This window comes from Mesorhizobium sp. B2-3-6, from assembly GCF_006442305.1.
Taxonomy (GTDB): domain Bacteria; phylum Pseudomonadota; class Alphaproteobacteria; order Rhizobiales; family Rhizobiaceae; genus Mesorhizobium.
In genome coordinates this window covers 104,426-118,080 of the sequence record NZ_VFVW01000002.1, presented here as the reverse complement: position 1 = coordinate 118,080, position 13,655 = coordinate 104,426, and the positions used below count along the sequence as shown (strand labels likewise).

The 13,655-nt window shown below is 64.7% G+C and carries 10 protein-coding genes; all 10 read right to left on the bottom strand.

Annotation, left to right across the window (positions count from 1 at the left end; translation table 11 throughout):
- Positions 1–3: 3 nt before the first annotated feature.
- The 10 genes from FJ953_RS06315 to FJ953_RS06270 all read right to left on the bottom strand — a co-directional run bounded on the left by FJ953_RS06315 (position 4) and on the right by FJ953_RS06270 (position 13,618).
- Positions 4–2,055 (bottom strand): ABC transporter ATP-binding protein, encoded by a 2,052-nt coding sequence (locus FJ953_RS06315; RefSeq protein ID WP_140514724.1) that lies wholly within the window; start codon positions 2,053–2,055, stop codon positions 4–6.
- On the bottom strand, positions 2,048–2,926 hold the full coding sequence (locus FJ953_RS06310) for an ABC transporter permease (protein WP_140497909.1): 879 nt from the start codon (positions 2,924–2,926) through the stop codon (positions 2,048–2,050). Before FJ953_RS06310 ends, FJ953_RS06315 begins: the two co-directional genes overlap by 8 nt.
- The gene (locus FJ953_RS06305) at positions 2,923–3,876 is read right to left on the bottom strand and encodes an ABC transporter permease (RefSeq protein ID WP_140498118.1); all 954 of its coding nucleotides are present in this window, start codon (positions 3,874–3,876) and stop codon (positions 2,923–2,925) included. Before FJ953_RS06305 ends, FJ953_RS06310 begins: the two co-directional genes overlap by 4 nt.
- A 70-nt stretch (positions 3,877–3,946) precedes the next feature.
- Positions 3,947–5,611, bottom strand: coding sequence for an ABC transporter substrate-binding protein (locus FJ953_RS06300; protein ID WP_140514726.1), 1,665 nt, complete (start codon positions 5,609–5,611; stop codon positions 3,947–3,949).
- A gap of 233 nt (positions 5,612–5,844) precedes the next feature.
- Entirely contained in the window at positions 5,845–7,029 is a 1,185-nt protein-coding gene (locus FJ953_RS06295; RefSeq protein ID WP_140623578.1) for a mandelate racemase/muconate lactonizing enzyme family protein, read from the bottom strand.
- On the bottom strand, positions 7,026–8,132 hold the full coding sequence (locus tag FJ953_RS06290) for a mandelate racemase/muconate lactonizing enzyme family protein (RefSeq protein WP_140623576.1): 1,107 nt from the start codon (positions 8,130–8,132) through the stop codon (positions 7,026–7,028). The genes FJ953_RS06295 and FJ953_RS06290 overlap by 4 nt, the downstream gene beginning before the upstream one ends.
- Positions 8,133–8,161: 29 nt before the next feature.
- Positions 8,162–8,854 (bottom strand): GntR family transcriptional regulator, encoded by a 693-nt coding sequence (locus FJ953_RS06285; RefSeq protein ID WP_140623574.1) that lies wholly within the window; start codon positions 8,852–8,854, stop codon positions 8,162–8,164.
- A 175-nt stretch (positions 8,855–9,029) separates the two neighbouring features.
- Positions 9,030–10,184 (bottom strand): efflux RND transporter periplasmic adaptor subunit, encoded by a 1,155-nt coding sequence (locus FJ953_RS06280; RefSeq protein WP_140559343.1) that lies wholly within the window; start codon positions 10,182–10,184, stop codon positions 9,030–9,032.
- Between the two features lie 15 nt (positions 10,185–10,199).
- Complete coding sequence (locus tag FJ953_RS06275; protein WP_140624018.1) at positions 10,200–13,376, bottom strand: multidrug efflux RND transporter permease subunit; 3,177 nt, start codon at positions 13,374–13,376, stop codon at positions 10,200–10,202.
- Positions 13,370–13,618: a hypothetical protein gene (locus FJ953_RS06270; protein ID WP_140497921.1), complete on the bottom strand. Its 249-nt coding sequence runs from the start codon at positions 13,616–13,618 to the stop codon at positions 13,370–13,372. The genes FJ953_RS06275 and FJ953_RS06270 overlap by 7 nt, the downstream gene beginning before the upstream one ends.
- Positions 13,619–13,655: the final 37 nt, after the last annotated feature.

The window sequence follows — 13,655 nt, the reverse complement described above, 5'->3', positions numbered from 1 at the left end:
CGGCTACGCCGGCTCGGTATCGACCGCTGCCGGCCTCTGCAGCCTGGCGAGTTCCGCGTAGGGAATATGGCAGCGGATCGAGTGCCCGGGGCGCGCCTCGGCCAGCGGCGGTTCCTGCTGTTCGCAGATCGGGCCGATCTTGCGTGGGCAGCGCGTGTGGAAGACACAGCCCGGCGGCGGATTGGCGGCGCTGGGGATTTCGCCGTCGAGACGGATGCGCGCCGTCTCGGTCTGGTCGAGCCTGGGCACGGCCGACAGCAGCGCTTCGGTGTAGGGATGATGCGGGCCGGAGAAGACGTCTTCCGACGGGCCGAGTTCCATGATGCGGCCGAGATAGAGCACGGCGATCTTGTCTGAGAGGTAGCGCACCACGCCAAGGTCATGCGAGATGAAGATGTAGCTGACGTCTTCCTTCGCTTGCAGATCGGCGAGCAGGTTGAGAATCGCGGCTTGCACCGACACGTCGAGCGCGGAGGTCGGCTCGTCGCACACGACGATGCGTGGATCGCCGGCGAAGGCGCGCGCTATGGCAACGCGTTGTTTCAGCCCGCCCGACAGCTGGCGCGGCTTCACGGCCAGATGCCGGTCGGTCAGCCGCACCGAGCGGACGAGGTCGTCGAGGCGCGCCTCGAGCGCCTTGCCGCTCAAGCCGGCCAGCCGCTTCAGCGCGCGGCCGATCAGATGCCTTATCGAATGCGAGCGGTTGAGTGCGGAGTCCGGGTTCTGGAAGACGATCTGCATCGCCTTGACCTGGTCGTCGCTGCGGTCCCCCAGCCGCGGCGCCAGCGCCTTGCCCTCGAGCTCGATGCTGCCGCCGTCGTCGGGCGGCACGAGGCCGAGCAGCAGCCTGGCGAAAGTGGTCTTGCCGCTGCCGGACTCGCCGACCAGCCCGAGCGTTTCGCCCGGCCTGAGATCGAGCGACACGTCCTTCACCGCGCGCAGCGAATGGCCATGGCTGGCAAAGGTCTTGTTCAGCCCGGCGACCCGCAATACCGGCGCGGCTGCGGCTTTCGGCGCGGCGGGCGCGTCGCCGGGCGTCGCGCGCGGCAGGGATTGCGCCTTCTCGTGATAGTGGCAGCGCGACAGCCGGCCGCCCAGTTCGTAGAGCGGCGGCAACTCGTTGCGGCAGCGGTCGGTAGCGAGAGCGCAGCGGTCGGTGAAGGGGCAGCCCTTGATGTCGGCCCCGATGCCGGGCAAAAAGCCCGGGATGGTGTCGAGGCGGCCCTGGTCCTTGCGCTGGCCGCCGCGCGGCAGGCAGCGCAGCAGCGCTACCGTATAGGGATGGCGCGGATCGTTGAAGACGGCCTCCGTCGGCCCTTCCTCGACCAGCATGCCGGCATAGAGCACGCCGACGCGATCGCACATGTTGGAGACGACGGCGAGATTGTGGCTGATGAACAGGATCGAGGCCGACAATTCTTGCCGCAGCTGCGCGATCAGGTCGAGCACCTCGGCTTCGACGGTCGCGTCGAGGCCGGTCGTCGGCTCGTCCAGGATCAGCATCGAAGGATCGTTGGCCAGCGCCATGGCGATCGCCACGCGCTGCTGCATGCCGCCGGAAAGCTGGTGCGGATAGCGTTGCATGACGCTGACCGGATCGGAGATCCGCACCCGGTTCAGCATGGCGATTGCGCGATCCTCGGCTGCCTGCCCCGTTTTGCCCCCAAGCTCGAAGATCTCGGTCAGCTGGCGACCGATGCGGATCGACGGGTTCAGCGCCTTGCCGGGGTCCTGATAGACCATTGAGACGCTTTCGGCTCGCATCTTTCTGAGCGCCTCGGCATCGAGCTTCATGACGTCCTGTCCGTCGAGCGAGATCGCGCCGCCTGATATGGAACCGTTTCGCGGCAGGTAGCGCACGACGGAAAGGGCGACCGTGGATTTGCCGCAGCCGGATTCGCCGACCAGCCCATAGGCCTCGCCTTGGCCGATGGTGAGACTGAGATTGCGCAGCACCGCCCGGTTTCGGCCGGAAACACGATAAGCGACCGACAGGTCGTTGAGGTCGAGTGCGTTCTGGGCCTGCGCCTTCCGGGTCTTGGAGGGTTCAGTCATTGAAGGCTCCATGCACGCCGTCGGCCGCCAGGTTGACGCCGATCACCAGCGAGGCGATGGCGAGCGCGTCGAACAGCACGGTCCACCAGAAGCCGCCGCCGATCATGCCGTAATTGCTGGAAATCGAGAGCCCCCAGTCCGGCGACGGCGGCTGGATGCCGAAGCCCATGAAGGAAAGCGTGGCAACCGCGAAAATGGCATAACCAAGCCGCACGGTCGTTTCAACCAGGATCGGCGGAATGACGTTGGGCAGGATCTCGACGAACATCGTATGCAGCGCACTCTCATGCCTGAGCTGGGCCGCGGCGACATAGTCGAGCTCGCGCTCAGCCAGCACCGCCGAGCGCACGGTGCGCGCGATGATCGGCGCGAAGCTCAGGCCGATGACCACGATGACGGTGGTCTTGGACGTGCCGAGCGCCACGATGGCGAGCAGCGCCACGATCACCACCGGGATTGCCATGAAGGCTTCCAGGATGCGGCTGACGACATCGTCGACGATACCGCGGAAGTAACCGGTGAGCAGCCCGAGCGCCGTGCCGGCCACCGTCGCCAGCAATGTCGCCAGCGGCGCCACGGTCAGGATGTCGCGCGAGCCGACGATGACGCGCGAGAAGACGTCGCGGCCGATCTGGTCGGTGCCGAACCAGTGTTCGGCCGAAGGCGGCGCCAGCGCGTTGATGATGTCGTCGGCGAGCGGATCGTAGGGCGCGAAATGTTCGCCGAACAGCGCACAGGCGACCCAGAACAGCACAATGGTGATGCCGACGAGGAAGGTGCCGGAGCGAAGCAGCGAGGACAAAACCTCCGCCAGGGGGCTGCGCTGGCGGGTGTCGTCCTGTCTGGCGGGACTGGTCTGGACGGCGCTCATTGTTCTGACCCCAGCCGGATGCGTGGATTGAGCACGGAATAGAGGAAGTCGGCCACAAGGGTGGCCACGGCATACACGATGCCAATGGTCAGGATGCCCGATTCCAGCATCGGGAAATCCTTGCCGCGCGCAGCGGTGAAGATCAGCGAGCCGATACCCTGGTAGCGGAACAGCGTCTCGATCACCACCAGCCCGCCGATGAGATAGCCGGTCTGGGTGGCAATGACGGTGATGGTCGGCAGCAGCGCATTGCGCAGCACATGGCGCCAGATCACCGTGCGCCAGGGCAGGCCCTTGAGCACAGCGGTTCGCGTATAGTCGGAATCGAGCGCCTCGATCATGCCCGAGCGCGCCATGCGCGCGATATAGCCGAACAGCACCAGGAACAGCGGCAGCGCCGGCAGGATCAGGTAGTAAAGCTGCGTGAAGAAACCGGCATCGCGCGGCCATGCCGCCGAGATCGGCAGCCAGCGCAGCCAGACGCCGAAGATCAGGATCAGGATGATGCCGGTGACGAACTCCGGCAGCACCGTCACCGACAAGCCGCCAAGGCTGATGATGCGGTCGAGCGGCCGGTTGAGGTTGAGGGCCGCGACGACGCCGCCAAGGATGCCGATCGGCACCACCAGCACGAAGGCGACCGCCGCCAGCTTCATCGAATTCCCCAGCGCATCGATGACGAAGGGGGCGACTGGCGAGCGGAAGATGTAGGACGTGCCCATGTCGCCCTGGACGAAGTTTGAAATCCAGCTCCAGTACTGGGCAAGCAGTGGCCGGTCGACGCCGAGCGAATGGTTGAGCGCATCGACGGCGCGCTGGTCGGCGAACGGCCCCAATATGGCGCGCCCGACATTGCCGGGCAGCACCTGCCCGCCCAGGAAGACCATGATGCTGAGCAGGAACAGCGTGACGAGCGAAAGCGAGACGCGCCGGACAAGGAACGAGAGAATGGCTAACACTCCCTGAGTAGCCAGCTCCCGTCAGGAAGCTGGCTGTTATAGGATTGGCTTTCCCTTCCGCTCAGGCCTTCGACGCCTTTTCGAGGAACAGCTGCGACATCGCGGTCGGCTGCACGCCGGCCACGCCCTTCGCCGTCGCCGTCAGATAGTCGTAGAAATAGCCGAAGATGACCGGCGTCTCCTCGAGCAGAAGTTTCTGGATCTTGCCTGCCGTCGCCTTCTGCGCTTCGAGATCGAGGGCCGCGATATAGCTGGTCGCCAGCGCGTCGTAGTCCTTGTTCTTGAAGTGCGCCGCGTTCCATGTGCCTTCGCTCTTCAGCGGGGCGGCAAGATAGACGTTCGGCACGCCGCGGTGGCCGTAGTCGGTGATGCCCATTTCCGAGTCCAGCCAGTTCGATTTGCCGAACACGGCGTCGCCGTAATAGGCGCTCTGGTCGAGGATGTTGAGCTCGAGCTCGATGCCGATTTCCTTGACCCAGTTCTGGATGAGCTGGGCGTATTCGGGGATTTCGAGATAGCGCTCGGTGGTCAGCGTCATCTTGAAGCCCTTGCCCGCGCCCGCCGCCTCCATGAGCTGCTTGGCCTGCGCGATGTCCTGCTTGCGCTGCGGCACGCTCGCATCGGTCGAGGGATAAACCGGGGCGAACGGGCTGTCGTTGCCGGCCACGGCGCGCCCCTTCATCAGGCCCGCGACCAGCTTGTCGCGGTCCAGGCTGAGCGCGATGGCGCGGCGCACGCGCGCATCCTTCATCGGCCCGTCGTCGCAGCGCAGGTGCAGTTGCTGGTGCGCCGACGATTTCAGGCTGATGATGTCGATGTTGGGATCGTTGAGCAGCGCCACGCCAGACAGGACAGGCATCTGGTTGATGATGTCGACCTGCCCGCCCTGCAGCGCCAGGATCATTGGCTGCATGTCGGCAAAGAAGGTGAATTCGGTGCGTTCCGGCAGCGCCTTCTCGCCCCAGTAGCCTTCGTTGCGGACGAAGGACGCGCCGACCTTTGGCGTGTATTTGTCGATCTTGAAGGGCCCGGTGCCGTCGAAGCTCTTTTCGTAGTCGCCCTTGTAGCTCGCCGGCACGATCACGGCGTTGTAATTATCGGACGACACCATGTAGGGAAAATTGCCGTTCGGGGCGTCGAGGTGGAATTCCACCGTGTAGTCGTCGACCTTCTTGCTGGCGCCCTTCGACAGGATGCCGGTGAACACCGACAGTGCGTTGGACGAGTTGGCCGGGTCGGCAATCCGGTCGATGCTGGCCACCACGTCGTCGGCCTTCATCTCGCCGCCGCTATGGAACTTCACGCCCTTGCGCAGCTTGAAAGTCCACACCGAGCCGTTGTCGTTCGGCTTCCAGCTTTCAGCCAGCGCCGGCTTGAGCACGAGATCGGGGCCGTCGACGCAGAGGAACTCCGCGACTTGCTGCATGATCAGCAGGCCGCCGGCATCGGCGATGGTGACAGGATCGATCGTCGCCGCCGGCACGCTGCTTGCAACGCGGATTGTGGCGCCTGGCGCGCCTTGCGCCCGGACGAGCGACGGCATGGCGCCGAGGCCCGCGGCCGTGGTGATGCCGCCCAGCAGCGGCAGCGACAGGCCGAGCAGGCTGCCATGGCGGATGAAGTCGCGGCGGCTGACACGGCCGTCGACGAGACCGTCGATGAGGTGATTTTCGAGCGGCGAGCGGTTGCGCCGGATGAGGTCGAGAATGCGATAATTCTTGCTCATGGGTTTGACCCTTTCCCCTGTTTCTTATGGTTGACGAAAATTCGCGACTACACCGTTTCCGGTCGCCAGAGGCCTGTAGACCGGGACTGTAGCACGCGGTTTTGTCCGGTCCATCCAGTCCTTGGCGTGGACGTGCCGGTTTCTGGGCTGCACTGCTTCCTCTGGTCCGTGGCCACCCTTTCCGATCGGGATCGCGGTGGCTGGCTTCTTCTGTTTTGGCCGGCCGCCCTCATCTAGTTCAGCGGCAAACGACGGTAAGTTCCGGGCTTTGCCCGATCATGATATTTGTTGCAGGGCCCGTTCTCGACGAAATCGCGATGGCAGGCAGCGAGCCGTTCTCGCGACAATGTGATGCCGAGACCGGGCTCCTCCGGCACAGGCACGACATTGTTCCTCGGGCAAAACGGTCCTTCCTCGGTGATGTCGGTCGGTTGCATGCGAAACAGCGACTGGTTCGGTTCCCGTATCCAGCCGAGTGCCGCGCACAGATGCAGGTAAGCGGCGCTGCCGATGCCGCTGTCGCCGCTGTAGCACCAGAAATCGATGCCGGCGTGCTCGCAGGCGCCGACGAAGCGCAGCATGCGGCCGATGCCGCCATGCGCGGTTGGATTGCCGACGAAGGCGTCGGGCACCTTGAGGTCCATGGCGCGGGCGATGTCGATGTTGTGGGTCGAGAACGGGATCGAGCAATGGCGCCTGAGTTCGCGCATCTCCTCGATCGTCGCCACTGGATCCTCCCAATTGCGCACGCTAAGCTCTTCCAGCGGCCGCGTCAGTCGCCGGGCGGTGCTGAGCGAATAGGCCTGGTTGGAATCGATGCGGATCATTGCATCGTCGCCGAGCTTCCTGCGGATCAATTCGATCATCTTCAGCGAGATTTTTGGATCCTGCGTCGAGAACTTCCCTTCGAAGAAGGTCGTTCCGTGGGTCTCATGAAGCTCGACGCAGTAGTCGGCGACTTCCTCCGCTGTCGTCTCGCCTTTCACGCTTGGCCCGTTGCCGCGTAGCGAAAAGTAATCGGTGAACGGGATCTCCTTGCGCACGGCGCCGCCGAGCAATTGGTAGAGCGGCTGGTTCCACGCCTTGCCGCGCAGGTCCCAGAGCGCCATCTCGATCGCGCCGAAGGCCATGATGCGGGTGCGGTCGTTGATCGACTGCACGCCGGTCCAGTAGGGCAGGCAGACATGCTCGGCGCCGGCGATGTCGAAGGCGTCGCGGCCCACGAGCCGGGGTGCCAGGATGTCGTTGATGATCGCGGCTGCTGCCGGCATCGGTGCTTCGCCGAGGCCGATCAGGCCATCTTCGGTCTCCACTTCGACAATGGTCGGCGAGAAGCCGTCGAGTTCACCGAACACCCAGGCATAAGGCGCCTCGAGCCTGAGGTTGATCGGCGTCGCGTTGATGCCGCGGATTTTCACCGGCCGACCTCGAAGAAGGGCTTGCCGAGCAGATCCGGGACGACGTCGATGCCGAGGCCCGGACCATCCGGAACGCCCATGCGGCTGCCGGTGACCGGCGGCTTGTTCGACGCCGTGCGCACCGTCACCCATTCGTGGAAGGCGATGGCGTGCAGGCGGCGCTCCTGCGGCGTCGACAGCGACAGATGCGCCATAGCCGCCGTGTCGATCTCGGCGCCGCCGGTATCCTCGACGGTGATCATGAAGCCGAGGTCGACGGCGACATCGCGGATCAGCCGGGTCCTGCCGACGCCGCCGAGCCGCGAGATCTTCAGCGTCAGCCCGTCGGCCGCGCCCCGGCGATGAATTTCCAGCATGTCCTCCAGCGAGGTGACGGATTCGTCGAGCACCATCGGCTTGTCGAGCATGCGGCGCACCGACATGTTTTCCTCGATCGTCGTGCAGGGTTGCTCGAATGTGTAATCGATCGAGCGCGTCGCATCAGCGAACTGGCGCGCCTGGTAGTGCGTCCAGCCGGCATTGGCATCGCAGAAGATGACAGTGTCTTTCGGCACTGAGGCGGCGACCGCCGTGACGCGTTCGATGTCGTCGCGAACGTTGCCGCCGACCTTGACCTGCAGCCGGTGGAAGCCGTCCTGGACGATGCGCTTCGCAAGTGCGGCCATGGCATCGACGCTGCCATGGGTGACGACCTTGTAAAGCTCGGCCGTATCGCTCTCCTTGCCGCCCAGCATCGTCACCAGCGGCACGTCGGCGGCGCGCGCGGCGAGATCCCAGCAGGCCATGTCGAGCGCCGACTTGATGTAGGGATGCCCTTTGAACACGATGTCCATCAGCCGGCCGATGCCGGCGAGGCCACGCGGGTCGTGGCCGATGAGGTGCGGGGCGATCTCCATAACGCCGGCACGGGCGCCCGCCGGGAAGGCGGCCGAATAGAAATTGCCGAGCGGCGCCATCTCGCCCCAACCGGTGATGCCATCGTTCGAGGTGATGGCGACGATCACCGCGTCGAAGGCGTCGGCGACGCGCCCCTTGGACATGCGGTAGGGGCCGTCCACGAAGGGCTGCACGACATGGTAGGCTTTGATGGTTGCGATCTGCACGTTGATGTCCGTTGTCCGCTGGGGAAGTATCAAGCGCCTTTCGACGGGCGACGTTCGAGAGCGCGCGCGTAGGCAAGAAGCTCTTCGAAGTCGTGGTCTATATGCTCGCGGGCGTGGCGCTGGGCAGCGCGCATGTCGTCGCCCTTGAGCAGCCGCACGTAAGTCTCGTGAACGTTCTCGGCAGGCACCGCTTCGTTGCGTGCCTGCTGGTGCAGGGCAAAATACATCTGCAACCGGCTGGTCAGCCGTTGCCATGTTTCCAAAAGAACGGAATTGTCGGCCCATTCGTGAATCAGGCCATGCAGTTGCAGCGCGGTTTCGATCTGCCTTGTGGTGTCGCGGTCGCGCGTCGCCTGCTTCACCGCCTCATGGCGCCGGTCGAGCTCATCGAAAAAGCGCCGATCGCGCAGCTCCCATGTCCGCTCGATGGCGAATTCGTCGAGCACCTTGTTGAGCGAGTAGACATCGTCGATGTCCTTGGCGGTGACATTGATGACGAAGGTGCCGGCATAGGGGATGCTGGTCAGGATGCCTTCCTGCACCAGCTCGCGCATCGCTTCGCGCAAAGGCGCGCGGCTGACGCGCATCTGCTCGGAAATCCGCAGCTCGTTGAGCTTCTGGCCCGGCTCCAACCGGCCGGTCAGGATTGCCCGTCGCAGCAGCGCCACGATCTCCGCGCGTCGGGTCGTATCCGCGATTGGACTGAAATCCGCCTTTGCCATCCCGGCCACTCCCGACGAAACAAGGGCAAGACAAGCAGATTGTCGACAATCTAACAAGGACTTTTGCGGTTTTTTCACATCGCCGGTACTGGCCGGGCTGAGCTGCTCGCAAAAGCGGCGCCCGCGACCTGTGGGAAGGCCGGGGCGCCGCGCTGAAACCGGGCCTGCGGGGGAGTCAGGTGGCCGGTTTCTGTGGCAGTGGCGAAATCGGCATTCCAGGGCCGATCTTCTGCAGATTGCCTGTTATCACCTGGTCGCCTTCCGTGACTCCGCTCAGGATGGCGACCAGGTCGCCGCTGGTCGGCCCGGTCGAAACCAGCCGCTGGTCGACGGTGTTGCCCTTGCCGACGACGTAAAGATATTTGCCGAGCTGGCTCGAACCCAGTGCGACCTGCGGCACCATCAGCGCATCGGGCTGCTGTTTGACGTGCAGCCGGACGCGAACATATTGGCCAGGCAGCAGCGCGAACTTGGCGTTGCCGATGGTGGCGCGCGCGGTGATGGTGCCGGTCGAATGGTCGATCGTGTTGTCGATGAAGGTGAGTTCGCCCTTCTGATGGGCTTCGGTCTCGCCCGGGAGCAGCACCTCGACCTCGATCGGGCCGGCGGCACGAGCTTCCTCGATCTGCGCCAGATCGCTCTCGCTCGGATTGAAGGTTACATAGATCGGGTCGAGCTGCACCAGCGTGTTGAGCACCGTGCCGGCGACGCTGACCAGCGTGCCGATCGAGGCCTGGTTACGGCCGATGCGGCCTGCGAAGGGAGCGCGAATCTCCGAATAGCTCAAATTGAGCTCGGCCGAGCGGACCGCCGCCTGGTTGAGCGCCAGCGACGCCTGCGCCTCGCGCAAGGTGCTGGTGCGCTGGTCGAAGCTGTCCTTGGCCAAATAGCCGCTCTTGGCGAGCTCGGTGCCGCGGCCGAGATTGGAGCGGGCATAGTCGAGCGTCGCTGTATCACGCTGCACCTGCGCCTTCGCCTGGTCGAGCGCCGCCTGGAAGTCCTGCGGCGCGATCCTGTAGAGGAGGTCGCCCTTCTTGACGTCGGCGCCGTCTTCGGCGGCCTGCTCTTCCAGGTAGCCCGGCACTCTGGCCTGCAGCGTGACGCTGCGGATCGGTTCGGTGCGGGCGGCATAGTCGAGATAGATCGGGATCGTTTTCTTCACCACGCTGGTCACCGGCACCGGCATGACGAATGCCGCGGGAGCGGGCGTTGCCGCTCCGGCCGTGCCGGCATTGAGGCTGAGGCTGCCCATATCGAGCAGGTGAACGCTCGCCACCGAGATTGCGCCCAGCGCGACAGCGGCGCCCAAAGCGATTTTCCATTTACGCATGTTCAGTCTCCAATCTTATTCGGCCGCTTGCGCCATGGGCGGCAAGGCGGGTTCGGCAGTTGGTTCGGAATGCAGGGAAGCGGGCTCGTCGCCGCCGCGCCGTTCGCGCAGCTGTTCGATGACCGCATAGAAGACCGGCACGAACACCAGCGACAGGATGGTCGCCGCCACCATGCCGCCGAAGACGGTGGTGCCGATCGATTGACGGCTGGCAGCACCGGCGCCGGTCGCGAACATCAGCGGCAGCACGCCCAGGATGAAGGCGAAGGCCGTCATCAGGATCGGCCGCAGCCTCAGCCGTGCCGCTTCCATCGCCGCTTCGACGATGCTGAGCCCTTCTTCGCGCCGTCGCCGGGCGAACTCGACGATCAGGATGGCGTTCTTCGCCGCCAGGCCGATCAGCATGACGAAGCCGATCTGCGAGTAGACGTCGATCTGCATGCCGCGCACCCACAGCACCACGAACGCGCCGAACAAGGCGAGCGGCACTGCCAGCAGCACCATGAACGGCATCGCCCAGCTCTCATATTGCGCCGCCAGGATCAGGAAGACGAAGACGATGGCGAGGCCGAAGACGACCGACGCAATCGATCCCGCCTTGAGCTCCTGGAAGGTGATGCCGGTCCATTCGAAGCCGAAATCCCTTGGTAGAGCCGTGGCGGCGGCCCGTTCCATGGCGGCGACCGCCTGGCCCGACGAATAGTCGGGCGCGGCGCCGCCATTGATCGAGGCCGAGGCGTTGTTGTTGTAGTGCGGCACCGTTTCCGGGCCGACGAACGGCACCAGCTTGCCCAGCGTGCTGAGCGGCACCATGCCGCCGGAGGCATTGCGCACATAGAGCCGCGAAATGTCGGCCGCACCCGCGCGTGCATCCTTGTCGGCCTGGATGGTCACCCGGAAGGTGCGGCCGAACAGGTTGAAGTCGTTGACGTAGAGCGAGCCGAGATAGATCTGCAGCGTGTTGAAGACGTCAGGCAGGTTGAGCCCGAGCAGCTTCGCCTTGGCGCGGTCGAGGTCGTAGTTGAACTGCGGCGTCGAGGTCGAGAATGGCGAGAAAAGCTGCTGGGGGTTGATTTCCGGCTGCTTGCGCGCCTCGGCGATCACGGCTTGCGTCGCGTCGTTGAGCGCGGTGCTGCCGCGGCCGGTAAGGTCCTCGACGACGAATTCGAAGCCGCCCGTGGTGCCGATACCCGGGATCGAGGGCGGATCGAAGGAGAGCGCGAACGCCTCCGGGATCTGCATCAGCTTGCCGCGCACGTCGGCGACGAGCTTGGAGGCGCTCTGGTCGGGACCGCGCTCCTCCCACGGCTTGAGGATGGCGAATTCGACCGCGGAATTCGACTGCGCCGCGCTGGTCAGGAAGTTCAGGCCGCTGATCGAGCCGACGATGTCGACGCCGGGCGTCGCCTGCAGGATGTCGCGCGCCTTCTGCGCCACATCGTCGGTGCGTTCCAGCGAAGCGCCGTCGGGCAATTGGATGACGACGAAGAAATAGCCCTGGTCCTCGACCGGAAGGAAGGTCGAGGGAAGCTTTGCCCAGACGAAATAGGTGGCGACCAGCCCGGCCGCGAACAGGCCGAGCATGATCCAGCGCAAACGGATGAGGATACGCACGCCATTGGCATAGGCATGCGACAGCCTGTCAAAGCCCGTATTGAACCAGCGGAACAGCACGAATTGCGTGCCTTGGCGATGGCGCAGGAAGGCGGCGCTCAGCGCCGGGCTCAGGGTCAGCGAATTGAAGGCGGAAATGCCGACCGAGATCGCCACCGTCAGCGCGAACTGGTTGTAGAGGCGTCCCGAAACGCCGGGGATGAAGGCGACCGGCACGAAGACGGCCATCAGCACCGCTGTCGTGGCGATGATCGGACCGGTGACTTCGGCCATGGCGGCCTTGGTAGCCGCCAACGGTTTCAGCCCGGCCTCGAGCTGTCGTTCGACATTCTCGACCACCACGATGGCGTCGTCGACGACAAGGCCGATCGCCAGCACCATGCCGAGCAGGGAGAGCATGTTGAGCGAGAAGCCCATCATCTCCATGACGACGAGCGTCGCTACCAGCGACACCGGGATGGCGATCGTCGGAATGATTGTGGTGCGCCAGCTTTGCAGGAAGATGAAAACCACGGCGACGACGAGGACCAGAGCCTCGCCGAGCGTGATCAGCACGTCATGCATGGAGGCCGAGACGAAGCGCGTCGTGTCGTAGTGCATGGCATAGCTGACGCCCTTGGGGAAGCGGGCGGACAGCTCCTGCATCTTGTCCTTGACGCGCTGCTGCAGATCGAGCGCGTTGGAGCCGGGCATCTGGTAGACGGCGAGCACCACGGTCGGGTCCTTGCCGAAAAAGGCCGACGACGAATATTGCAGGGCGCCGAGCTCGATGCGGGCGACGTCGCGCAGCCGCACCAGCGAGCCGGTGGTGGTGTTGGCGCGCACCACGATGTCGCCGAACTCCTTGGGATCGCTCAACCGGCCGACGGCATTGACCTGCATCTCGAAAGCGGTGCCGGCAGGCGCCGGAGACTGGCCGATCTTGCCGGCGGCCACCTGGACGTTCTGCTCGGCAATGGCGTTCTGGACGTCGACGGCGGTGATGCCGAGATTGGCGAGCTTGTCCGGATCGAGCCAGACGCGCATCGAATAGCGCCGCTCGCCGAAGATCTGCACGTCACCGACACCGGGCAGCCGCTTCAGCGGGTCGACCACTTGCAGATAGGCAAGGTTCGACAGCGCCACCGGGTCGACGGAGCCGTCGGGCGAGGTGAGGTTGACGATGAGGACAAAGTTCGGATTCTGCTTCTTGATAGTCACGCCGCCCTGATTGACGATCGCCGGCAGCGACGAGGCAGCCTGCGAGACGCGGTTCTGGACGTCGACGGCGGCGGTGCTCAGGGAATAGCCGACATCGAAGGTGATGGTGATCGTCGAGGAACCGTCATTGGAGCTGGTCGACGACATGTAGGTCATGCCTTGCACGCCGTTGATCTGCTGCTCCAGCGGCGTCGTCACAGTGTCGGCGACCACCTGCGCGCTGGCTCCCGGATAGTGGGCGCTGACCACGACCTGCGGCGGTGTGATGTCGGGAAACTGCGAGACGGGCAGCAGGAAATAACAAATCGTCCCGGCGAGCACCATGATGATGGCGATCGCCGAGGCGAAGATCGGGCGGTGAATGAAGAAGTTTACCACGACACGCACGCCTCTCCGGCTGCTCTTGCCCTGCCGAACGCAGTGGCAACCCTGGACAGCCTCTGGCCGCGTCCGAACTCTTCCGACGAACGGAGCAACGGCACCTCGCCGCGCTGCGAACCGGCAAGCGTGCGCAGCATTGTTTCGAAAGCGCGCGGATCGACCCCGTCGGCTTTCATGACCAGCCGGATCATCGGATCCCGGACGGCTTCATCTATGGTAAGATCGCGGCGCTGTGGCATTGGCCGGCTCCTTGTCTGTCGATTCGCAGCCCATGCT